This window comes from Paenibacillus sp. UNC499MF, from assembly GCF_900107975.1.
GTDB lineage: Bacteria > Bacillota > Bacilli > Paenibacillales > NBRC-103111 > Paenibacillus_F.
This window is the reverse complement of record NZ_FNVF01000001.1, coordinates 160,573-183,317: the sequence shown is the minus strand read 5'-3', so window position 1 is coordinate 183,317 and position 22,745 is coordinate 160,573. Positions and strand designations below refer to the sequence as shown.

Here is a 22,745-nt window from a genome sequence, read left to right as displayed (position 1 = left end):
GTTAAACGAAATAGTGTCTCCAGTGGTCTGGTCAACAAGGTATTCTTTTATCCAATTGGAATACTAGGAATTATAAAACGCCGCCGAAAAACTGTCAAACCCTTTTTTCAGTTTCAGGCGGAGACGCGGCCTCTTACCCGATTGTAATTTTTCCTTCCGGGTACCGGTACAGCTCTTTCGTCCCTTTCGGCGTCAGCGCATAGGCAAGCGTCAGCGGGCCCAGCCGGCCGACAAACATCAGGAGCGACATCAGAATTTTGCTGGGCGGGGTAAGGTCAGGCGTCAGCCCCAGAGAGATGCCGGCCGTACCGAAAGCCGACGTGACCTCGAACAGGATTTTGATAAAAGGCCCGTCCTGCAGGACCGAAAGAATCATCGTTCCCGTTACGACCAGAATAAGAGACATCAGCGTCAGCGTCGTCGCCTTATAAATGCGTTCCTCCGGGAGTCTTTTGCGGAAAAATACGATATCCTCCTTGCCCCGGACCATCGTAACGACCGCACCGATGAGAATCGCGAACGTCGTAATTTTGATCCCTCCGCCCGCCGAACCCGGCGCCGCTCCGATAAACATGAGAATAATTACAAAGAACTGGGTTGCCTGGCGAAACGATTCGATATCGATCGTGTTCATGCCCGTCGACCGGGTCGTCGCCGACTGGAAGAAGGCGGCGAAGACTTTGCCCGGCAGGCTGAGCGGCTGCATGGTAAGCGGGTTCGTATACTCGAAGATGAAGATCACGAGGGAACCGAGCAGAATGAGCAGTCCCGTTGCCGAAAGCACTACCTTGGAATGGAGCGTGAGCTGCCGGGTCCGCTTGAATTCGAGCACGTCCGCTATGACGATAAAGCCGATGCCTCCGAGAATCATAAGTCCGATAACCACAATATTCACGTAAGGATCGTTGACATACGCCATCAAGCTTCCCTGGGCGCCGGGCAGGCTGCTGAACAAATCGAACCCCGCGTTATTGAAGATGGATATACTATGAAAAACGCCAAAGTAAACAGCTTGTCCGAGCGGCATGTCGAACGCCCAGCGCACGGTCAGAAGGAATGCCCCCGCCAGCTCGATGGCAAGCGCGTAAGTCAGCACCTTGCGGATCAGCCGCACAATGCCCTCCACGGACCCTTGATTCATCGCTTCCTGCAGAAGCAGCCGCTCCTTGAGGGTGATCCGCTTGCGCAGCACAAGCGCGATTAAAGTGGCCATCGTCATAAACCCCAGCCCGCCTGTCTGCACCAGCATAAGGATGACGATCTGGCCGAACAAAGAGAAATGCACGCCCGCGTTCAGCACGGACAGCCCCGTCACACAAGCCGCCGAAGTCGCCATAAAAAAAGCGTCCAAATAAGAGATCGGCTCCCCGGAGGCGGAGGCGGCAGGCAGCGAAAGCAGCACCGATCCTATTAAAATAATAGCCAGGATTCCGAGCGCCAAAGTTTGCGGCGGCGTAAAACGGATCAGAATCCTTCGTTTTTTACCCATGTTTCTAATCTCCTTCTCACTGACACATTCCCTTCTATCCTACCCAAAAAAGAAAAGGAAAGCCACCATGAACAGGTGAACTTTCCCGAGATGAAGGGGGGCCCTCTACGGGCTCATCGGCCTTTTTCTCCTGACTCCTATGTAGTTGCGGACCGATTCTATCACTCTATCCGCGCAAGCCTTCATCCCCGACCCCGGTCAGCAAGATCTTCCCGGGCAGACCGGACTCGAAAGCCGCCACGGCGGCATGAACGTCGTCCAGCCCGCAGCGGGCGGCGATCTGCATCAGGCTCAATCTGCCGTCGCCGACAAGCTCCATGATCTCCTCGAACGTCCCCCGCCACTTCTCGGCGGAAGCATGGCGGATCCAGTGCCGGAGCCAGAACGGCCGCGCGTCCACCCGGTACAGCCGGGACATCTGCGCCCAGTCCACCGGCACCCCGGACAGCAGCCCGAGGCTGAACACGGTGCCGCCGGGTCTCACGCAGCCGGCGAGAGCGGCCCCGTCCGGGCCGCCTATGCTGTCCACGGCCGCGGTCGCACCCAGGCCGCCGGTCCGGGACAGCACCTCTTCGCGAAGCGGCGTAGCGCCCGTGCTGATGACATGAGACGCGCCGAGACGCAGCAGCTCCTCCGTATGAGCCCCGCTGCGGGTAACCGCAATCAGCTCATAGTTGAAAACCCCCGCCAGCTGCGCGAATACCCGGCCGATCGCCGAGCCGCAGGCGTTGACGACGAGCGTATCGCCGTATCCCAGGCGAAGCGTCTCGCATACCGCCCAGGCGGTGACGGGGTTGATATAGAGCTGGACGGCCGTCTCGTCGGGAATGTCCGCCGGAACCGGGATGGCCAGCCCGGCGGGCGCGAGGACGGATTCCTGCCAAGTCCCCTCGCCCCGCAGCGGGAGCACGCGTCCGCCGAGAAGCCCCGCCGGAACGGAAGGGCCCGTCTCCTCGACGATGCCCACGCCTTCATAGCCGGGTACGGCGGGGAGCGCGATCCGGTGAGCATAGGCTCCACGCACGGGAATCAGATCCGAGGGGTTGATGGGCCGGGCCAGCATCCGCACCCGGATCTCGCCGGGCCCCGGCGGCACGGCAGGGGCGCTGCGGATCTCCAGCACTTCTGCCGGCGGGCCGAACCGGCTGTAATAGACGCTTTTGTTCAGCACGCTGTTCTCTCCTGTGATGTCAATTTTCCGCAGCGCGGCTAAGGGCGGCGTACGGTGAGCGGACCTGCGGCAAACGTGCGCACAGGGCTTCTGCCCCGTGCGCACGTTTGGTCCGCCGCATGCCGGTACCGGTCATCCCGCGGCTTCCGCGCCTTGTTATGGCCTTTCCTGCGTGTTCCCCCCGGGCTCTCCGAACGAGATCCCTTCCTGCGCGTCCAGGCGTACCTGACCTCTGTCCGTCCGGACGGCCAGCGGGTAGGGATAAGAGTTTCTTTCGCCCGCAAACCAGACCCGGCCTTTTTTCACCACGATAAAAAGCCCGTGCTCGTCGCCGACCGGCGCGAACGTGTCACCGGGTGTCATCCAGGGCTCCAGGCCCGCCTCCCGTTTCAAAGCCCGCAAAGCGGCGGATACATCGTCTACCGGCATTCCGATTTCGCTGACGCTCATAATATCTTCCTCGCTGAACGGTTTCTGCGACGCATTCCTCAAATTATGCCGCGCGATCAGCTCGACGATATTGCCGGCGGGGTCTTTGAAATAGACGGCGTGGGCGTTCCAGCTCTCGAAATGAACGATTGGCGTTCCCTCCTGGCTGAGCAGTTCAACCCTTTCCCCGAGCCAGCCGGCCGCTTCTTCGATTTTGTTCTCCGGAATGTTGAAAGCGAAGTGATAGAAGTTATCGCCGGCCTCAGCCGCATGGATAAACGTCACGTTCGTGATCCCCGCCCGGAAGAAAAAGGAGGCGCCGTTGTCTTCGGTGACGGGAAGTCCCAGCCGCTCTCCGTAAAATTGTTTTAATTCCGTTATATTCGAAGCGTAGAGAGTAAGCTCCAAAATTTCCATGATGTCAGCTCCTTAAAATGAAAAATTGAGAGGTCGGCAAGATTCGTCGGTCACGAGTGTTTCACAGGCGGTCTAAACCGCTTTGCGCCTGCGGTCTCCCAGTACGACGGACGTTTCGATCTGACGGTCCGGTATGGTCCAGTACGTGCGCAGCAGGTGCTCCTTCTCTTCCTCGGGAACGAGAACGAAGCCGTTTTTGAGATAAAAAGCGATGGCCCACGAAGCGTCCGCCCACGTACCGATCAGGAACGGTTTCTCCGTCAGGTCCGTCAAATGAGCCAGCAGCCGGCTGCCGATGCCGCCTTTGCGCTGGTCAGTCCTCACATAGGCATGCCGGATGAGGGAAACGTCGCCTTTGTCCTGGATGCCCATCACCCCGATAAGACGCCCATCGTCCTCGTACCCCCAGAACACCACACCGTTCCGGATTTCGTTTTGCAGCTCCTCCATCGTCATGTAAGGCTCGTGAAACCGGTCGGCCGGTATAATGCCTTTGTAAGCGGCGGCCGCATCGTTAATAATGTCGTAAATATCACGGATGTCATGTTCGGTACAAAGTCGGATCATTAATAAATACCCCCGTTAATCGTAAATTTACGCCCTCGGCAAGTGAAGACCCGGTATTATACAAAGAAAATGTCTTGAGCAATACAGGTGCAAGAGCTCTGTTCGGCCGTATTTCAAGGTTCATAGACGACCGGTCGACCGGTCCGTTCCGACAACCGCCGGGAACGCAGTCATCCGTGGTGACAGCTTCAGCTTTACGAAACGTCGTTTTCGGCTTCACGCCGGGTCGCTTTTTTTTCAGCCGATTCATGCCACAGGGCGCTGATTCCGATCGCTGTAGCCGTGAAAATCGGGTAAAAAGGCGTTAATATTAGAGTCATCACGTAAACCACGTAAGCATGATCCTCTCCCGGAAACAAAGCTTCCATAACAGCGCTGAACAAAATCCAGTAAGGAAACCACAGAACCACCGCCCAGAAGGCAAGCATGCGCCCTTGCATCCAATTCTTGGTCATCCGCATACACAGCAAGGTGAGCAGACCGGCTAAAAAGAACGCACCTCCGACTACAATCTTCGACGAAGCGGAGTGGGACAAACCCAGAGGCTTGACGACGCTCATTCCGTAAAGCAGACATTGTCCGAATACGAGACAGATGAACGCATATCCCGCACTGATTCCGTTCAATTTGAGAAAAAGGTTCACTCAGGTTCATTCCTTTTGCCGCACAGCCGTTATTTTCCTGATTATACCATACGCCTCTATCCGCTCTGCAACTAAAAAAGGCCCCCTGAGAGGAGGCCCGGAGGCGGTCAATCGCCGAACCCGGAAGAAGTTTCCTTCACGATGGCCTGAACTTCAATCTCCACCAGCAGCCCGGGATCGATCAACGCCCGGACTTCCACCATCGTGGATGCCGGACGAATGTCCTTGAAAAATTCCCCGTGGGCTTTGCCGATTTCTTCCCAACGGCCGATATCGGTCACGAACATGCGCGTCCTTACGACGTCGGCAAGTTGGGCCCCCGCCCGGTTAAGCGCGTCTTCGATAATGCCCAGTGCGCATTTCGTCTGGGCGTAAGCGTCTCCCGCGCCTACGACTTTCCCGTCCTGCATGGCGGTCGTTCCCGCCACTTCCACGATATTGCCGACCCGTACCGCCCTGCTGTATCCGACAACAGGCTCCCACGGCGAACCGGATGAGATATTTTTTCTTTTGGTCATGAATTTCTCTCTTCCTCTCCGATATATCTGATTGCCGTCCTTTATTCTACCGGGCGCTGCGGCCGCTGATCTTCAGGCCTGCCCTTTTTGCGTTACAAAAATCGCGGCGTTCACGGTTTCTCATCCTTACGAAAGACCGGCGTTCAACGCTTGGCAAAAACGGCCGCTCCGCCCGATCCGAGCACCATAAACGCCTCGCCGGACGGAGAAAAACCCGCCTTCAGCCAGCCGTCGAGCCGCGGAATTTCAAGCATAACGGCCCCGGCCAAATACCGGTACTCCCTGGAGAAAACGTTCTCCATAATCACGGAAGCCCTCGGCCACCACGGATAAATGACCTCCAGCCGCCAGCCGTCCGCGTTCATCCCGATACCGTCTCCCCCGTCCAGCCCGAAGACGCCTATCTCTTCGCCGGTATCCGGCACGGTAAATCTTAACCCGCCGGCCGTGAGACGCCGCTCGGTTTTCTCCGCGTCGCGTTCTCTGACAAGCCGCTGCCCGGTTAAAGCATCCGTGACGCTGCAGCCGCTCCCGCTGATCAGGACGATCCGGCCGCCTCCGTCCCAGCCGCCCGCCGTCACGCCCGCAGCGTCGATAACCGTCTGCAGCCGCCAGGGCGCAGGCGGGTCTCCGGGAATCAGCTTCCTGGCCTGAACAAGCAGATCCCGCTCGAAGTCCGTCCTGGGATCGGCCGGATCTTTTTTGGAAAATAGCATGAATCGTTCTCCTCCTCTCCGATCGGAATTAACCGCCTGCAAAATCTCTTAGGCGCGTTGTCCCGCCCGGCCCGCTTGATGAATCGCAAAATAAAACGAAACATAAACAATCCCGATCATAAAACCGAACAACAGGCTGAAAAGCAGTCCCCGCGCATGCAGGCTCTCCTGAGCGATCTGTCTTATGAGGTGAATGTCCGTCAAGACGTCCCAGCTGTTAAGCCGGTACACCCTGCCCAGCAGTACGCCGTATCCGCCCAGCAGCGCCGCCCCAGCCGCAAAGACCCAGCCAAGCAGGGGTCCCGCCGCAAGCCTCATAAGCGAATGGACCTGATACAGGGAAAACACGCAGAGCAGCAGCCCGTTCCACGCGAATAAGACGACCACGAGCAGATCGTACCAATACCGGAACGCAAACGTTCCTTGATCGGAGGCATAGAGCCCCTTCATCGCCGTTAAATGAACCAGGTCCGTTACGATATAAGGGGAATTCGGATAAAACAGCAGCCAGCATGCCCCCAGAACGACGATGATGACGGCTCCCATCCGGCTCCGTACCCGGCGTCCGGTCTCGTAAGCGATAAAGGAAAAAACAAACGGGACCCAGGCGAGAAATAAATTCCACGTCAAAAAATCGTAATACGTCTTGTTCCGGAAAACGGAATAGACCAGCAGCGTAAGTGCCGACAAAGCCGCCAGAAACGCGGCCGATCTCCACGCAGACAGGTTTATCATTCATGCTCCTTCTTCCGCGGGGGCAGGCGGCGGCGCCAGCGGCCTCTAATCCTCCAGGGAGAAAACCTCGTAAGGCCCGGCGTAGACTAGACCCAACTTCTCCGCAAGCCCCTTGGATTTCAAATTTGCCGCATCCCAGCTAGGATACAGATCATGCTCCAGGCAGTGAAGCAGGAAAGCCGCGGCAACGCGGGTCGCCAGACCGAATTTCCGGTAGCCGGGGTGTGTCATAATGCCGATTTCCACCCCGGTACGGCATACCATCGCGGTCGTGCAGGCGGCCGCGATTTCATCTTCCGCACGTATGCAGTAGCCGAACCCGGTTTCCATAAATTGCTCCGCCGTGTCGTAATTTACGAAGTGATAATGCTGGAGAGGGTCGCGGATCATATCCCGGGCCAGCTCCAGCGTTATCTTCTCCACTTTGTAATCCGGATGCTCCGTCAGCTCCTTCAAAAGGCCGGGCTGCAGCGCCTCCGGGGAAAACATGTACCGCTCGCCGCGGATCAGCCTGCCGCCGTGGATGCTCTTGGCCCTCTCCACCCATCCGGGGGACGAAGGCATTATGTAACAGTGGGCGGGAAGCTCCTCCAGCCACTCTTTGGCGGAAGTACCGGCAGAATCGCCGGCGAAATAGGCGAAGCTCCCCTGATTGATCTGTACGCTCGAAGGCTCCGTCAAGGAATCGACGAAGATTTGAATCTCTCCGCCGGACTGGCCCTCCAGCACGCTGTCTATACAGACGTCCACCCGCCGGACCTCTTCAAACAGCTTCGTCAGATGCGGCCTGATGGCGGCGTTTACTTGTGTCATCGTGTACATGCCTTGCATTCTCCCGTCTGTGTCCGTCTTGATGCCGCTCCGGCTGCCGGAGCCGTCTTACTGCATGCTGTCCGTGCCGTCAGACAACTTTTTCATTTCTTCGTCGGTAAAATTGCGGACGGATTTCTCTTTGGCGAATTTTTCGCTGTTGAATTGAGCGGATTTGTTTCTCGGAATGGACAGGCTGTTCCATTCTTCTTTTTTGAGCAGCTTGGCCGCATAAACGATTTGCCCGACATGGTAAGGATAGTGGGCCAGCTGCCGGTTAATGGCTTCGATAACGGTATGCCCTTCGTTGCGGATGTAGATAATCTGCTCCAGCTGGTCGGGATTCAAGGAATCCAGCGCATGGAATAAGCAGTTCCACCCTTCGTTCCACTTCGCCAGAAGCTGCGCTTTGTCCGAGAGACTGTGCCCGAATTCGGCGTCGCGGTCGCGCCAGTCTTTTTCGCCGTCCGTCGTAAGAAAATCGGTCCAGCGGGACAGCATATTCCCGCCCAGATGAGCCACTATCGTTGCAATGCTGTTCGTATCTTCGTCGTAAGCCGTAAACAACTGCTCCGGCTCTAACTGGTCCATCGCTTTCTCTCCGAGTGTTTTGTAATAGAGAAACTGTTTGCGGACACTTTCCAGATAAGTCAGATTCGCACTCATTTCGGTCACCCCGGTTATTTATTTTTTTCGACGCTGCCCGGAAAGCCGGAACGACCGGAAGGATCGCGAAGATCCCCGGAGTCGTAACCATCCCCGGCAAACGAAGCGTAAACCTAAGAACAGCTATACCCCAAATAAGAGACGGGCAACCTCTTCCGATGTTTCCGTCGTCTCGTCAGCCTTCCGCTTCCCGGTCTTCCTCCGCCGGTTCCCTGGATGCCGCCGATGCCCCTCCGGTTCAAACCTTATAGAGGGTCTTGCTTAAAATGTCCCCCACAAACCCGGTTTTTCTCTCACAGTAAGTATCTCTATCATACCGGAATTCGGCCGCCAAATCTTCCTTAAGACGCTGATAAGCCTTACGGGTATCCGGATGGGCACGCAAATAATCGCGAAAAGCGATATGCTCCAGATATCCGCGCCCGTCCTTGGGACATACGTAGAGATGATACGCCATAAAGCCGTCCTCGTACGCCCGTTTGAACGCCTCCCTGCCTTCCACGCCGAGGTTGCCTTCATGGCGGAAGCCCGCTTTTCCCAGACGCTCCACAATGGCGGGAAACACTTCGTAGCTGTCCATCACGACATCAATGTCTATGACCGGTTTGGCTCCCAAGCCTTTTATCGACGTACTGCCGACATGTTCGATGGCGAGAACGAGATCGCCGATATGCTTTTCGAGTTCAGCTCTTATGCTCTCAAAAGCGATTTTCCACCCCGGATCATAAGGAACGATGCGGACTTCTTTCGTTTTATTCGTCACCGGCACCATCCTCCTTTCTGTATTTCATGCCGCTGGCAAACACCTCGAAACCGAACTTTTCATAATAACCGATTTCCGGGGCCGCGCAAAATAGCTCCATATGTAATTGACGGTTGCCGCACCGGTTCATAAGACGCTTCATCAGCTCGCTTCCGATTCCCTGCTTCTGATAGTCCGGATGAACGACGAGGCCGCATATAAACGCGTTCATCACGCCGTCCGATACGACTCTGCCCGTGCCGATCAGGCGGCCCCCATCATAAGCGTTCGCCACATACCAGCTGCCCCGCATCGTATCGTGAAGCTGCCGTGCGGACAGCTTAAGAAATTCGTTCCAGCCGAATTGATTATACAGGTCATATACCGCTTCACCCGAAGGAAGTTCGTCCGAATACACAATGTTCATATTTTCACTCCTATACCGGCCGCCCGGCTGCTGTCATTCGCCGTGTTCTTGAAGAAGCTCTATTCCGATGTCCCATGCTCATTCGCGATCCCTCACCCACGCGCCGACAAGATCGGTTCGTGTCAGCACTTCCGCCGTCCTCAGAAAAAACCAGAGAAACCCCGCGTAAAAACCGACCAGCGGATAACGGAAAGACGCCGGCTTGTTGCCTTCGAAGTAAAAGTGTCCCGTCCAGGCTAACACATAATGGAGAACGGCAAACGCCAAAGTGAGCCGGATGTCGAACCACACAAAAATCCAGGCCAGAAATGCCGCCAGGAACGCGAAATAATGCAGCGTCCGGTTTACCGGATTCCGGTGCTCCTCCAAATATACTTTCAAATCCCGTTTAATGCGCTCAATGCTCATCCCGTGATCATCCCCGCTACACTAGGTTCCTCCGCTGCCGCTCCCTCTCCCTGTGTTTCTACTTTACCATTGAACGGTCCCGTTAGGTATATTTTCCTTTGCAGCCTATCCGCTTTCGGCCTTCCCCCGCATAAATTGGAGAGGCAAAAAGAAAAATCCGCAGCGGGTGCGGATTTCATTTTCAACAAAAGATTGGCGGATAAGATTTGACCCAGAAAGTTCGGCAAACCGTTATTGAAGCAAAGCCGCCGCGTCCTTGGACACCCAAATTTTATTTTTGATCAGCAGGGTCGGCGTGCTCAGCTTGATCGTCTTGCCGTCCGACAGGGCGGTGTTTTTGTCTACCGGGAGTTTGATCGTCTTCGTTCCTTTCGTCACCACGACGACCGGGTTTTCCTTATCCGATTTGTCCAGGCTGACTTTGGCGCCTTTGGCCTCCAGGTCACTGGCCGGAAGGAAAAGGGTGTTTTCCAGCGCGGGCAGGTCCAGCCCCAGGATCAGCTGAAGGTATTTGCCGACGTCCGTGTTCTCGACGACGCCGCTCTTGGCGTAATCCGTCGGAAGGAAGTTGTTCGGATGATAAGCGAACAGGCCGACCTCTTCCGAGGTATGGTCCCCCGTGGAGAACGAAACGCCCGCCCGCTCTCCCAGTATGCTTCCGATCACCGGGGAAAGATTATCTTTCAGCCCTTTTTTGACGGCTTCCTCTTCTTCCTTCGTCAGATCGGAGAGTCCGTATTCCTCCTCCAGCATCTTCTTGTAGTTGGATTCGTTAATTCGGCCCTCCAGCCCGTAGCTCGTGCGCTTGGCTTTCGTAAAGACAGGCTGAAGATCCTTCATCGTGTCATAGTTCGTCATATTAACTCCGCCCGTGGCATGGTCGGACACGGAGATAACCGCGGTGTTCCCGTCTTTTTTGGCAAAATCGATCGCCGCTTTCAGCGCACGATCGAAGGCCTGCGTCTCGGTGACGATGCCTACCGGATCGTTGTCGTGTCCGAACCAGTCGATCTGGCTCGCTTCTACCATCAGGAAGAACCCGTTCTCGTTGGAAGAAAGCTTGTTCGCCGCGATTGTCGTCATTTCCGCCAAGGTAGGCTGCTTCTGCGGGTCCAGGTCCAGATCGGCGTCCAGCGCCCCCTCGTTAAAAAGGCCCCAGATCTTGTTCGTCTGCGAACTGAGCAGATCGATCCGGCTCGTTGCATATTCGTAGCCGTTTGCTTTCAGCACTTTCGTGAGATCTTCCCCGTCCTTGCGGTTGATTTCATCATCGCCCGGCACGAGATAGCCCGATCCGCCTCCCAGCACAAGATCCACGCCGCTGTACACCATCTGCTCCGCGATGGAATGGGCGTTGTCCCGGCTTTCGGCATGGCTGGCGAAGACCGCCGGCGTAGCGTCCGTGAGCTCGCATGTGAAGACAAGCCCCGTTCCCTTGCCCTTCAGGCGGGCCGCTTCCAGGAGAGTCGGCAGAGGCTTGGCCGCTTCCTGTTCGCTCCGCTTGTCGATGAACGGCATCGTGACCTTGTCCGGCGTGATCGATACCGTCTCGCTCTTCACTTTATGGCCGGTTGCGTAAGCGGACGCGCCCGCGGCCGAATCCGTCGTCAGCGAATCCGACGCGTACGTCCGGACGAGTCCTTTGAAATAAGCGTCCATTTCCAACGGTTTGCCGCCCTGCACCCACCTCGTCAAATTTACGTCCGACAAGCTCATTCCGTCCGTAATAAACAAAATCACGTTTTTGACTTCCTTCTTCTCCGCCGGCAAAGCGAGGTCTGACTGGGCGTGTCCCGTACCGGCTCCCAGACTGCCGCACACCAGAGCAGAAGATAACAGCATACTGAACATTTTTTTAACCATTTTTTACCTCCTAAACCGTTATGTAGAAATATCACCCCTTCATTATAAGCGAATAACTTTTCGTTTTCTGCACATATCCTCCAGTAGAGAGAAAAAGCCACCTTATTTTGCTGTTCTTTTTTTGCTGCCTTTTTTGTTTTTTTATGTGATTTGGGCCGAAGGGGTTAAAAAGATGCCGGAGGACGCGCTACACTGGATAGGACACCCACGAGGCGAGGAGGAGTTCAATTGAAAAACGTCTGCTATGACTGCGATTCTCTGCATATCAGCCGCAAGGAGCTCGCTTACACGAGTATGCCGTCGCGCCATACCCACGACGCTTTCGAAATGATGTATCTCGTATCCGGTCAATTGTATTACTTTATCGGGGACAAAACATACCAGGTCGTAGGCGGCGTACTTCTGTTCATCAACGCCAACGTGCCGCATCAGCTGGTCAACGCGGGCGACGCCGTCTTCGAGCGCGTTACGCTGCTTTTCAAAGAGGAGTTTCTTCACGATTTTTTCCGTCTGCAAGACGGCGGGGAGCTTCTGTCCTTTTTCTCTGCGGACTTTCATGCCGTCAACCTTTCCGGATATGAGCAGACGTTTACGGAGGAGCTTTTTCATAAAATGCTCCACGAAGGCGTCCGCAAGCAGATCGGGTTCGAGCAGTATCAGAAGGTGCTGCTGATGGAGCTGCTGCTGTTTATGAACCGCAAGGTGCGCGCAGCGGAGGGGGAGCAGGCCGGGAACGGTGCATCGCCCACCCACAAAAAAATTTACGCCCTTGTGGAGTACATAAACAACCGCTTTTATGAGCGGCTTACGCTGGAAGATCTCTCGCACACGTTCGCAATCAGCCCTTCCCATCTCAGCCGCACTTTTAAGGAAGTGACCGGCTATACCGCAATCGAATACATCAATAACGTCCGGATCAAAAAAGCATGTGTCCTGCTCAGGGAGACCAGCTGGAAGGTGCTCGAAATCTGCGAGCGCGTCGGGTTCGACAGCCTGACCCATTTCGGGCGGACCTTCAAGCAGATAACCGGCTGCTCCCCCGTCCGTTACCGCCGCAGGCAGCCGTGAGGAGCGAGCGGAACGCAAATAATCCGCCGGGATAACGGCGGATGGGGGGTGGCCCGCGCGGACACAGTGCGCCGCTTCCGGGCGGTCACGGCGGGTACGGGCGATCACGGCGGGTACGGCCGGTCACGGCCAATAGTCCGCCGAAAACCCCGGTAGGGACTGTTACACACTGGAGGCCGAGGCACCAACTATTGGCTGATGGCGGGCCGGAAGTCGGCGTCATGCGGCGACGGGCGGACCGTTTTTACAGAACGGATCAGTGATTCAAGAAAGGCTGGCTTTCCGCCTTCCCCGCGTGCAAATTATAAAACGAATCCAGCCGCAGGTCTTTGATCAGATACAGGAGGAGATCATCGTCCACGCGCACCGTCTCTCCGGCGGCTGCCTCCCGGTTGCCCGACATGAGGCCGTTGCCGTCCGGAACGTAGCCTCTCCGGCAGTAAATCCTCTGCGCCGCCCCGTAGTCTTTGTAAAGTCCGACTCCCAGCCCGATCCGGTGGAAATCTTCGCTTGCCAGCGCCTCGAACTGTTCCAGCAGCTTGTTACCGATTCCGTTGCGGCGATAGTCGGGAAAAACATTCAAATCATTGATTTCCGGAATCCGCCCCTCCCGGAAATACGCATACTCCGATTCCACCTTCAAGTGGCCGCAGCCGACCAGCGTCTCTTCCACGAAAGCGAGAAGGGTGACACGGGTACCCAGCACATTCTCATGAAGACATTGATCGTAGTAGGCGGCCTCCCGGTGCAGCCCGTGCTTGCCGAAAGCCTGCATCCAGATCGCTTTAAGCTCCTCGCTGTCGAGCGGCTTAACTAAAATATTCATGCCTCCACCCTTTCCGTTTCCATCGCTTCTTGCCCTCTTCTATTCCAGATGCTTGGTGCAGTTGTACAATCCGCAGGTCCAGTCCCGGTCATCCAGAACCAGAGTCGTGACCGATGTGTTCGATAAATGTCCGTCGTATTCGGAATCGGGCAGCAAATGTTTCAGCATCGTCCGGATAAAGGAGCCGTGGCTGACGATCAGTATCCTTTTCCCCTTGTGCCTGCTCAAAACCTCATCCAGAAAAGAGCTTCCCCGGGCTATGACGCTTTCCGGCTTTTCTATGCCCAAATCAAGCTCTCTCCAGCCCGCACCCCACTTTGTGATACGTTCCTGCTCGGTTGTGCCCTCGATTTCCCCGCCGCCGGCTTCACGGATTCTTTCGTCGCTCCACACCGGAATCCCGGCACAGCCGCCGATCTTGTCCGCCGTCTGTTTGGCGCGGAGTAAATGACTCGAATATATGTAGTCCCACTTCTCCGACCCGATCCGCTGTGCCAGCTTTTCCGCGTCAGTCAGTCCGTCTTCATCGAGCGGAATATCCGAGCTTCCCTGCGCTCTTCCTTCTTTGTTCCAATGCGTACTGCCGTGCCTTATAAATCCGATTGTCGTCATGTGTACCGCTTCCTTTCATGGTTCAAAAAAACTATCCTTCCCGGACCAGCCATGTCTTCGCCACCTCGGGGTCGCTGAAGAAGGCTTGCCTTGCCGCTTCCCGGCGCAGGCTTCCGCGTATATCCGTTAAGCTCCTCCGCTCTTCGGACAGCCGGGAGTAAAAAAGACGAAAAACCTGCCGTGTCTTAGGTTTTGTCGTCCGGTCTTTGCGTCTGGAAGTGTTTCCGGTCGTGCGATCCGGATAAAATAATCCGCCGTAAATCGTCTTACTCGGCCCGCAGGTATCTCTCGTGAATAATCCGGATATGATGCCGCTCGTGCCCGGCTATGATCGCGGCGAGCGCTCTCGCGGATATGAGGCCGTTATTGGCCGTTCCGGTCCGGAGCCAGGCTTCTTCCGTAATGCCCCGCAGCAAGGTGAGCGTGGAACAGCGAACGGCGGAATAATCCTTCAGAATGTCGGACAGGCCGCTTTCCCCAAAAGACGCCCCCGCCACATACTCATTCTCGTCATAACCCGGGAGCGGCGTCCGGTCTCCTCTCGCGATGCAGAGCATGCGGTAGGCCATGATCCGTTCCGTATCGGCCACATGGCCCAATACTTCTTTGATGCTCCACTTGCCCGGAGCGTATTTGTAATCACCCGTTTCTTCCGTAAGGGACTGCACCAGTTCAGTCGTGGCTTGAAGCTGTTCGACCAGAATCTCGGCGAGATTCCCTTCCTGAACCAGCTTAACGTACGCTTCGTAATAAGCGGGATATTCTTGTTGCAGCGGTTTTGTAAGCATGGACTCACTCCTTTATGTACTCCGGCCCGGTCAAATGGTTGACAAATCGGAAGCCGGTTCCCTCATCCCCGTACTAGGATCGTACGCAAATCTGCGGCATTTGTTTCGCTGTGGCCTGTAATTCCGCAAAACGGTTCGGTCTAACTGCTCGCCCTTTTATTGCTCGGGAGGACCGGGCGGCCGGTCTTTCTCCGAAGCCATACGATTCAGCGGCTCGTAGATTTTACGCAGATAGGCCGTAATCGTGATCAGACTCATCAGAATAAACCCGAGCATAATGAACGTTACGACTTCCCCGGTAAAAAAAGAAACGATAGCCAGCACGACAACAAGAACGGTATTGATAACGTTGTTCGTCAAGCTGCCATCTCCTTTCCGCTATTTGAGCCTTCCATTTGGCAATCCGCGTTTCACTTCCAGATCCCATCTAATTTGTCGGCATAAAAAAGAATGGCTTTTTTGTAAGAAGCGATTCCTTCGTCTCCGCTCGTTTCGCCCAACTGCCGGAGCACCAGCTCCATAGCTTTCGCATGTTCGCCCAGGTTGTACAGCGTCATCGCATAAAAAACCTGAAATTCCCGGGCTTCCGGATATTCCCGGATCGCCTGAAGAAAACATGTCCGGGCCGACTCATACTCGCCCAACGTCCGGTACGTGCTGCCCAGACCGAGCCAGGCGCCCCGTCTCTCTTCATCCGCCAGGCCCAGCTCCAGCGCTTTCTCGTAGAAAGGCGCGGCCTCCTTTTCCAGCTCCATGGCGTCATGAATCCAGGCGCACTGGTACCAGTTGGAAGGAACATGCGGCTCCTCCCTGACAAGTTCCAGCAGTAAAGCCCGTGCTTCCTCATGCCGTCCCGATTCTCTCAGCCGAATGGCTTCTTCCAGCTTTGTCATGATCCTCTTCCTCCGGTTACGGTTTGCATCAACCCGTTATCTCAGCCGGGGCCGGATGCTTTTATCGAAAACGCGCTGGGTTTTGACCGGCTCGAATCCCATCTGCTCATAGAACGAAACCGCGTTCTGCCGGTTTACGTTCATCCTGACGCGCAGCTTGCCGAGTGCGGCGGAGCTTGTCCATTCCCCGCATCGTTTTACGAGGGTCCGCCCGATTCCCTGCCCCCTGAATTTCCGCTCCACGACTAGTCCGGCGATTTCGGCGAAAGGCTCGGATTCCAGCAAGCAGCGGGCATGGGCGTGAATCCAGCCGATGACCTCTCCTTCATATTCCGCAGTAAGTATGACGTGATCGTGCAGGGTCAGGATATATCCCAGCCTCTCCGCAAGCCGGTCCTCACTGGCGGGATAGCCAAGCTGAACGGACAGCCGGGCCATTCCCGGAGCATCCCGGACCACCGCTTTTCGGTAGATAACGTCCCCGTTGTTGGTTACAAAAGCATCAGGTTCGGTCATATACCTCTCTCCTAGATCAGCTTGTAATAAAAGATCGTCGTATGCAGACTCCCGTCGGACGATTTGGCGAAATGCGGGATGCGGCCCGCCTCCACATACCCGAATGACTTGTACAGCTTGTTGGATGCGTCTCCTTCACGGGTATCCAGCACCAGAAGCGACCTTCCCTCCTCCGCTGCCGTTTCCTCCAAAGCCTGCATCAGCATATGAGCGATGCCCTTTCTCCGGTATTCGGGATGAACCATCAGCTTGACGACTTCCGCCCGGTGTGTGGCGTTTCTTTTCATCGCCAGGTGAAGCTGGACGGTGCCGACAATTTTGCCGTCGCATACGGCGTTCCAGGCCAATACGCCCGGCTCTATCACCTTTTTCCAGTAAGTGTTCGCATCCTCCCAGCTTACCGGCGGCAAAAATCCGATCGAAGCCCCATCCTCCACTACCCGGATCAGCAGCTCCGTCAAATCGTTCAGCATACCCGTGTCCATCGATTCCAGTTCATGAATCGTCACTCCATGGGTCATAGTCGTTAACCTCCTTGTGGCCTCCGGCCTTATATTTTTGGCATGATGCATGCGTATTTCCGTTTTCTCTACAAGGTATAAAAAAGGCTACGGTCCTCAAGAAAAGGCACGCAGTAATTTTTGCAGAAAGCAGGCATCCTTTCTTTCATCCACGGATGCTTATCGGGATTATGTATGTGGAACGAATAAAAACCGAAAATCGACAGGAGCATAAATCCCTCCAGCAGATCCAGCCGCTCCCCGGCGGCACCTGGACGGATAAGCGAGTACCCCTCCAGCACGGAATCCCTCGATTCCGCTTTCACGGTGAGCGCGCAGCCTGCCAGATCATATCCGTAATACCCGTGCCCGAACAGGCAGAAATCGATGAACGAAAAGCCATGCTCCGTCGCGATCAGATTGCCTTTATTGATATCGGCATGGATCAGCCCCCAAGTACTGCCCGAGCGGCTGTGCCGTTCGAGCTTGTCCGCTATGCGCGTAAAAGTCAGGCCGACGATCTCCAGGTCCTTTTCGCTGAAAAGACCCATGGACAGCCCCGAACGGATTCGTGCGAGCATCTCCTCGTTCTGTTCCACATCCGCGTAGCGGGGTCTATTCAATTCGGCAGCCCCGGCGTAGGTTTGCGAGAACATGTGCATGATACCGAGCTGCCGGCCAAGCTCTCTCACCCTCTCCCGCGAAAAAGATTCGCCATGGCCGACATCCCGGCCTTCGATCCATTCGAGGAGAGTACAAAAAACACCGGATTGCGACCCCGATTCCCCGCTAAGGTTTACGGACGTTACCCATTCGCCCGTATGGCTTGCGACCGGTTTCTGCACGCGCATTCCCGTACCGGCGCCAAGATCGGCCAGCCACTGCATTTCCGCATGCAGCCCTTCCCGGGTATGCTGCAGCCCGTACAGCTTGTCGGTAACCGGTTTATGTATCCGGAGCAGGTACGATTGCGCCGTGGTTCCGTCGGTTACCCGGTAAGTCATGTTTTCGTTGTGCCGGATAAACTGTACGGACGGCTCGCGGACCGGATAAGCGGCCAGAATGCCGGACAGGAGGCCCTTTTCATTCATGGCTGTTCTCCCTTTCTCTCGGTTCTTCTGTATGTCCCTTCCATATATACCTTCGATATGCACATGCGCCTTCCTCTTTCCTTATCATAAAAAAGAGGATATCCGAAAGGCAAAGTTCGGATATCCTTCGTATTTATACTTGCCTGTCAGAGCCGGACGCCTGTTTTTAGAAACAGGTGAACGAGCTGATCCGCCGGAGATCGATTCCGAAGAAGACCCAGCTGAACCCCGTCCAGCGGAAACCGGACACCGAAGTGCGGCCGACAAAGGTCGGGAAGTACCAGAACCGGCTGCCGTTGTTCAGCCAGATGAACGTATTGCGGAACAGGCAGCCGGAGATGGCACCCGGATCAACCGCAAAGGGAGTCACCTGCGGCTCGAACTGCGGAGGAGGCGCCGTCGGCGCCTGCTGGCCGGGGCTGCCTCCGGGAAATCCCGGAGGGGAAGGCGTTCCCGGTCCCTGACCGGGAAACGGGAAGAACGAACCTTGGCCCGGTCCTCCTCCGGGCGGAAAGAACGGCCCCTGGCCGCCTTGAAACCCCTGACTTCCTTGCGGCTGTGTAAACGATCCTTGAGGGAAGAAAAATCCCATGCTGCTTCACTCCTCTTCCTTAAGTAGGCTCCTATACTGTATGCCGGGACGGATGCCGGGGACTGGGCGGATGCGGATAAATTTACGGAGACCGGTCTGCCCCCAGGTCGATAACATTCAAGCAGCCGTACACAGTGCTGCCGAACGTTCGAATGTCGTCCAGATAGCTATAGCCGCCGGGATTCGGCCCTGTTTGGTTATACATCCGGACCGCGACGGCTTCCTTCTCGGGAATAACGAGGCAGGCGCAGCCCGTGCTTCCGAGAGATTGATAAGAACCCGCGGGAAGCTCGGGCCCCAATTCCGTGAAAGAGCGCGGACGGTCCTGCGGCATAAGCCAAACAAGCCGACCCCATAAGGGACCAGCTTGTTTGGTTTGATTTTTCGTCGTTTACTTCACGAAGGGTTGGCCTTAACGGAAAATATCTTGTCTCCGCAATGAGCCTGTTATTTCTTTTTGTGGTAGTGATACCCGCTGCATAACCCTTTTTGTTTGGATTTCGCGGAGCAGTTGTGGCCCCCGTTTTTGTCTAATCTTCCCGGATGTGCGTAAGCCGAAGCGGATGTAGCCATAACGACCACGATAGCGACAATAAAAATAACGGTTTTTTTCAATGTTCTCACCTTGGGCATACCCTAATCGAAGGGCTTAATGGAATTCTATCCCATTCTAAACCAGTTTCAAAAATCGGGATACGATTTGACCCTACAATTTATCAATTCTTTAGAAATTTTACTGTCCCAGCGGTCAAATTTTCAATCAACCCTAAAACTAAAGAGAGGGAATGTCCCTCTCTTTTTGACGTGCTTTAACTTTCCAAGACTATTTAATAAGACGAGCATTTACCCAATCGGCATGGTCACTATTTATACCATCTCCACCATCGGTTACTTTAAGTTTTAGCTCATTCTTGCCGGAAAGATTTATGTTTACCTCTTTTGCCGCTATATCCCTATTCATTACCCCACTAGAGAATACAACTTGATTGTCTACAACAACTTGGAACTCCACCGTACCTACAGAACCTACCTCACTATCTACCCCGACTAGCGCGGCAAAGGATGTGTACTTCCCATCCAGTTTGTAGACAATTTCACTGTTAGCATGTGTGCCTAAGCCTTTTGTATAGGTCTTGTCATTTAACTTAAGTGTATTTCCTTCTACACTACGATCTTTGTGAATTGTTCCCCAGCCTGTTGTGGCTGACAACCAATTAATATCGCTGAGATACGTTGTAACAGGTGGTATTGGATCGGTTTCAAAGATTTTAATCTCACTTGCAGATGCGAAACCGTTTGTTCCGCCGCCTTGAGGTACTTCAAGTCGAACATATTTAGCAAGCGTAGGTGTGAAAGTTACTGTCTTTTCTGTTTTGTCCTTTGCCCAAGTGCCTGCTGCAACCTCAGTGAAGGATACCCCATCAAGACTTGTGAGAATTTTATATTTTGTAATAATACCATTTTCTTCGCTTTGCCGTGGTAAATAAGTCAACTTGTTGAAAGTTAGTGAATTTATATACTTTGCTGTAATATGGTAAGGAAACTGATTGGGTTTATTCCATTCACTGTGCCAGATACTATTTGTATTTCCGTCAAATGCATATGCTGCGGCGTTACTGCTACTTGAAGTCTCTTGGCTATTTGTTGTTGCCGCAATGATACCCCCAATGCCTTTTACCTTATCCATTCCATCAGTCGGTTTAATGATGTTGTACTCTGACCCGAACCAAATCGGTGCTGTTAGAAGAGGTAAATTCAATGAATTAATCTTGTTTCGTGTTTCATTTGTGGCAGACAATCCCCATTTATCAAAGAAAGGGGTTAAGTCGTAGTTAGCTATTTTTGAAGTGTTTAGAATAAATGCCTGTTTTTTCTGATCATCTGTAGTTGGAAGATCAGCCTTTGGCGTCTCACGGTACAAACGATGTAAATTAGGATAAAAGTTATCACCAAAAGCAAGATTAAGCTGCCATAACATTTCTAGTTTTGAGTCTGAATCTTTAAAATTCTTGGTTGGCCGATCTACAAATGAGAATGCGGCTAAGTACTCGCCTTGTGACCTTGCAGGCTCATTAGGCTTAAGAACCTTCTTAGCAGCTAGAGAATATAGATTTACTGTCACCTCAGACAACTCATCCCAAGTCCAAGGTCCTTGTTGTCTCAAATGACCCGCCTCATGATACTGCCCCCATCCCATTCTTGTAAGGTTTAAAGCATCCGCATTTGCTCCATTCCTTGTAGGCATAATTGCCCCATCCCAAGTTGCTATCGCATAATACGATCCTGTGTCTGTTGGTGATTCAATAAAGCCAATCAAATGTTTATCTAAATGATGTCTAGGATCAGAATCAGAATTCGATAATCCAGAGATTTTATCCTGCGCTGCAATAAACTTATCATAAGTCTGTAAAACAGGAACTGGATCTTGATTCAAGATATGGTCTTTAGCAGAAGCATATGTGAAGACTAAGAGAGCTTTTTCCGATTGAAGAACAACAGAAGGTGCATTAGGATAAGCCCCCATCATTTCTTGCCAATCCGCTTTTGTATGCTTGCCTAATACAAAGAATGGAACAGGACTCCCCCCACTGACTACTTTTACATTAATACTGCCTTCATTGTTGCTGTTATCAAAAGACAACAAACCGCCGTTTGGTGAGGAAATTGTGTTTTTACCTGCTTTTAACGGATAGCTGATCGCCCACTCTTTATCATGACGATGTGTCCCAATAATCGCTGTAATTGGTTTGTCACCTGAGACTTCAATCTCAATTTGTTCATTGGCTTTTGCATATAAACCTGTTGGCTGAAATATTTTTCGAGCATCCGCATACCCCTTCGCTCTACGCTCTCGCTCGCCTTCCGCCCATATATCTCCAAGAGCTTTTACTTCAAAATTTCGCTGAACAACAAGATTACTTTGCTGTGTAATGGCTGCCTCCGAAGTTTGGGCCAGTGCCCAAGATGGCGAGACAGCTACTGCAACTGCTGTTACCGCCATTAAAGATAAAACCTGAAGCGACTTCTTAAGTTTTCTCATCAAATCCCTCCCAAAATAAATTAGATTTATGCATAGCCAGCATTTAAATGCCGGCATATCCATCTTGATATGTATTAAAAAAATTTCAGACTAATTATGACACCACTCCATTCCACTTTTTACCATTTGTAAAATAACACCATTTATCTCTATTTTTTCAATACCATCTTTATTCTTCTTTCAAAAATAAAAAACCTCACAGCATAAGCTGTGGGCTTCTTTCAGAGATACAACTGTTGGAATCATTATAAAACAAAAGAGGATGAGCACCACGCATAAGGGGAGATCCCTTGTACATGACTCATCCTTTCTTATAGCGTCTACATGTTACAGAGTAAAAACTTCCTTTTTATCTATTTATAACGACTGCGCCTTCAAGTGCGGGATGTAATTACGCATAACGGTAGTCCTCTACAGCCTACGCAGCCTGCCGGACTCTTTCAGTCGGTCGCAGGACTGTCATCCGATGTCCCATTGAGACCCACTACAAACAAATGTACCTTCTTGTCTGCCGGGTTCACGTAGGAGATGGAGTAAAAGTGCAGTTTATCGTTTTTCCAGCCGATAAATAAACTCGCTCCGATTTTTTTGTTGTTCAAGCCTTCGTAATCGATTACGTGGTCCGGAGTCCCTTCCGGACGCTCGTATCCGGCCTCTTTGAAATAATACACTTTGGAGAAAGAATCGCTGCCGTTTTCACTGTCGCCGTAGTCATCGGCATCTTCAAGTTTGACTTGGAGCCGCTCGGCCACTTCTTCCCGGGTCAGACCCCGCTTCAATTTCTCTTTGATCTCGGCAATTTTTTGCGCGATCTGCTTGTCTCTGTCTGTCTCGCCGGATTGCGGAGGAGAAACAGGCGCGTCTTTTCCGGGAACGGATGTGATGGCGATCGTTTTCGTATCATTATTCCATTGGACTTGTCCACCCATCGCTTCCACGACCGCTTTGGCCGGAACATAGGAAGTCCCGTCGATAATGACCGGGGCCAGCGTTTTTCCTTCCCCGTTTTTCGCGGTCCAGGCTTTATTGTCGAGTGTGATTTTGATATCGTGGTTGAGATAAGCTTCGATTTTCTCCACTCCGCCGGCGGCGTAACTCGTCGCCCCCAAGACTGCGGCTAAACCGCATGCACCCAATAGGGTCATGTACTTCTTTTTCATCATCTTCTCTCCTTCTCCTTGGTTTTCTGAAATGAATAACCACTTCCTCAGGAACAG

The 22,745-nt window shown here is 53.6% G+C and carries 28 protein-coding genes; 1 reads left to right on the top strand and 27 read right to left on the bottom strand.

Annotation, left to right across the window (positions count from 1 at the left end; genetic code table 11):
- Positions 1 to 133: 133 nt before the first annotated feature.
- From C4S74_RS00800 to C4S74_RS00735, 14 genes are all read right to left on the bottom strand, one after another.
- Complete coding sequence (locus C4S74_RS00800) at positions 134 to 1,489, bottom strand: TrkH family potassium uptake protein (RefSeq protein WP_103993478.1); 1,356 nt, start codon at positions 1,487 to 1,489, stop codon at positions 134 to 136.
- A 166-nt stretch (positions 1,490 to 1,655) separates the two neighbouring features.
- Positions 1,656 to 2,660, bottom strand: coding sequence for a zinc-dependent alcohol dehydrogenase family protein (locus tag C4S74_RS00795; RefSeq protein WP_103993477.1), 1,005 nt, complete (start codon positions 2,658 to 2,660; stop codon positions 1,656 to 1,658).
- Positions 2,661 to 2,816: 156 nt separating this feature from the next.
- Positions 2,817 to 3,506 (bottom strand): VOC family protein, encoded by a 690-nt coding sequence (locus tag C4S74_RS00790; RefSeq protein WP_103993476.1) that lies wholly within the window; start codon positions 3,504 to 3,506, stop codon positions 2,817 to 2,819.
- Between the two features lie 72 nt (positions 3,507 to 3,578).
- Positions 3,579 to 4,073 carry a GNAT family N-acetyltransferase gene (locus tag C4S74_RS00785; protein WP_103993475.1) on the bottom strand — a complete coding sequence of 165 codons (495 nt, stop codon included), beginning with the start codon at positions 4,071 to 4,073 and terminating at the stop codon, positions 3,579 to 3,581.
- Between the two features lie 194 nt (positions 4,074 to 4,267).
- The gene (locus C4S74_RS00780) at positions 4,268 to 4,717 is read right to left on the bottom strand and encodes a hypothetical protein (protein WP_103993474.1); all 450 of its coding nucleotides are present in this window, start codon (positions 4,715 to 4,717) and stop codon (positions 4,268 to 4,270) included.
- A 107-nt stretch (positions 4,718 to 4,824) separates the two neighbouring features.
- Entirely contained in the window at positions 4,825 to 5,235 is a 411-nt protein-coding gene (locus tag C4S74_RS00775) for a RidA family protein (RefSeq protein WP_103993473.1), read from the bottom strand.
- Positions 5,236 to 5,378: 143 nt separating this feature from the next.
- Positions 5,379 to 5,951, bottom strand: coding sequence for a hypothetical protein (locus tag C4S74_RS00770; protein WP_103993472.1), 573 nt, complete (start codon positions 5,949 to 5,951; stop codon positions 5,379 to 5,381).
- A 48-nt stretch (positions 5,952 to 5,999) separates the two neighbouring features.
- Positions 6,000 to 6,686: a DUF1361 domain-containing protein gene (locus tag C4S74_RS00765; RefSeq protein WP_103993471.1), complete on the bottom strand. Its 687-nt coding sequence runs from the start codon at positions 6,684 to 6,686 to the stop codon at positions 6,000 to 6,002.
- A 45-nt stretch (positions 6,687 to 6,731) separates the two neighbouring features.
- Positions 6,732 to 7,508: a GNAT family N-acetyltransferase gene (locus C4S74_RS00760; RefSeq protein WP_103993470.1), complete on the bottom strand. Its 777-nt coding sequence runs from the start codon at positions 7,506 to 7,508 to the stop codon at positions 6,732 to 6,734.
- A 57-nt stretch (positions 7,509 to 7,565) separates the two neighbouring features.
- A complete protein-coding gene (locus C4S74_RS00755) occupies positions 7,566 to 8,162 on the bottom strand; it encodes a DUF1572 family protein (protein WP_103993469.1) in 597 nt (198 codons plus the stop codon).
- A 238-nt stretch (positions 8,163 to 8,400) separates the two neighbouring features.
- Complete coding sequence (locus C4S74_RS00750; protein ID WP_103993468.1) at positions 8,401 to 8,925, bottom strand: GrpB family protein; 525 nt, start codon at positions 8,923 to 8,925, stop codon at positions 8,401 to 8,403.
- Complete coding sequence (locus C4S74_RS00745; protein WP_103993467.1) at positions 8,915 to 9,331, bottom strand: GNAT family N-acetyltransferase; 417 nt, start codon at positions 9,329 to 9,331, stop codon at positions 8,915 to 8,917. The genes C4S74_RS00750 and C4S74_RS00745 overlap by 11 nt, the downstream gene beginning before the upstream one ends.
- A gap of 78 nt (positions 9,332 to 9,409) precedes the next feature.
- Positions 9,410 to 9,739, bottom strand: coding sequence for a DUF962 domain-containing protein (locus tag C4S74_RS00740; RefSeq protein WP_103993466.1), 330 nt, complete (start codon positions 9,737 to 9,739; stop codon positions 9,410 to 9,412).
- Positions 9,740 to 9,970: 231 nt separating this feature from the next.
- Entirely contained in the window at positions 9,971 to 11,602 is a 1,632-nt protein-coding gene (locus C4S74_RS00735; RefSeq protein ID WP_103993465.1) for an alkaline phosphatase, read from the bottom strand.
- Positions 11,603 to 11,830: 228 nt separating this feature from the next.
- Here C4S74_RS00735 and C4S74_RS00730 point away from each other — a divergent pair, with 228 nt between their 5' ends.
- Positions 11,831 to 12,670: an AraC family transcriptional regulator gene (locus tag C4S74_RS00730; protein ID WP_103993464.1), complete on the top strand. Its 840-nt coding sequence runs from the start codon at positions 11,831 to 11,833 to the stop codon at positions 12,668 to 12,670.
- Between the two features lie 256 nt (positions 12,671 to 12,926).
- Here C4S74_RS00730 and C4S74_RS00725 read toward each other — a convergent pair whose 3' ends face one another.
- From C4S74_RS00725 to C4S74_RS00665, 13 genes are all read right to left on the bottom strand, one after another.
- Positions 12,927 to 13,496 (bottom strand): GNAT family N-acetyltransferase, encoded by a 570-nt coding sequence (locus C4S74_RS00725; protein WP_103993463.1) that lies wholly within the window; start codon positions 13,494 to 13,496, stop codon positions 12,927 to 12,929.
- A gap of 39 nt (positions 13,497 to 13,535) precedes the next feature.
- Entirely contained in the window at positions 13,536 to 14,108 is a 573-nt protein-coding gene (locus C4S74_RS00720; RefSeq protein WP_103993462.1) for a histidine phosphatase family protein, read from the bottom strand.
- Positions 14,109 to 14,374: 266 nt separating this feature from the next.
- The gene (locus tag C4S74_RS00715) at positions 14,375 to 14,896 is read right to left on the bottom strand and encodes a DinB family protein (protein WP_103993461.1); all 522 of its coding nucleotides are present in this window, start codon (positions 14,894 to 14,896) and stop codon (positions 14,375 to 14,377) included.
- Between the two features lie 156 nt (positions 14,897 to 15,052).
- Positions 15,053 to 15,256 (bottom strand): hypothetical protein, encoded by a 204-nt coding sequence (locus C4S74_RS00710; RefSeq protein ID WP_103993460.1) that lies wholly within the window; start codon positions 15,254 to 15,256, stop codon positions 15,053 to 15,055.
- Positions 15,257 to 15,306: 50 nt separating this feature from the next.
- Positions 15,307 to 15,789 (bottom strand): tetratricopeptide repeat protein, encoded by a 483-nt coding sequence (locus C4S74_RS00705; protein ID WP_103993459.1) that lies wholly within the window; start codon positions 15,787 to 15,789, stop codon positions 15,307 to 15,309.
- Positions 15,790 to 15,825: 36 nt separating this feature from the next.
- A complete protein-coding gene (locus tag C4S74_RS00700; protein WP_103993458.1) occupies positions 15,826 to 16,305 on the bottom strand; it encodes a GNAT family N-acetyltransferase in 480 nt (159 codons plus the stop codon).
- A gap of 11 nt (positions 16,306 to 16,316) precedes the next feature.
- On the bottom strand, positions 16,317 to 16,826 hold the full coding sequence (locus tag C4S74_RS00695; RefSeq protein WP_103993457.1) for a GNAT family N-acetyltransferase: 510 nt from the start codon (positions 16,824 to 16,826) through the stop codon (positions 16,317 to 16,319).
- 68 nt (positions 16,827 to 16,894) lie between these two features.
- Entirely contained in the window at positions 16,895 to 17,896 is a 1,002-nt protein-coding gene (locus C4S74_RS00690) for a phosphotransferase enzyme family protein (protein ID WP_103993456.1), read from the bottom strand.
- Positions 17,897 to 18,062: 166 nt separating this feature from the next.
- Positions 18,063 to 18,488 carry a transporter gene (locus C4S74_RS00685; protein WP_103993455.1) on the bottom strand — a complete coding sequence of 142 codons (426 nt, stop codon included), beginning with the start codon at positions 18,486 to 18,488 and terminating at the stop codon, positions 18,063 to 18,065.
- 82 nt (positions 18,489 to 18,570) lie between these two features.
- Complete coding sequence (locus tag C4S74_RS00680; protein WP_258042342.1) at positions 18,571 to 18,822, bottom strand: hypothetical protein; 252 nt, start codon at positions 18,820 to 18,822, stop codon at positions 18,571 to 18,573.
- 113 nt (positions 18,823 to 18,935) lie between these two features.
- Complete coding sequence (locus C4S74_RS00675) at positions 18,936 to 19,112, bottom strand: YHYH domain-containing protein (protein ID WP_231392012.1); 177 nt, start codon at positions 19,110 to 19,112, stop codon at positions 18,936 to 18,938.
- A gap of 199 nt (positions 19,113 to 19,311) precedes the next feature.
- Positions 19,312 to 21,528 (bottom strand): NPCBM/NEW2 domain-containing protein, encoded by a 2,217-nt coding sequence (locus C4S74_RS00670; protein WP_103993453.1) that lies wholly within the window; start codon positions 21,526 to 21,528, stop codon positions 19,312 to 19,314.
- A 440-nt stretch (positions 21,529 to 21,968) separates the two neighbouring features.
- On the bottom strand, positions 21,969 to 22,688 hold the full coding sequence (locus C4S74_RS00665) for a copper amine oxidase N-terminal domain-containing protein (protein WP_258042341.1): 720 nt from the start codon (positions 22,686 to 22,688) through the stop codon (positions 21,969 to 21,971).
- Positions 22,689 to 22,745 lie beyond the last annotated feature (57 nt).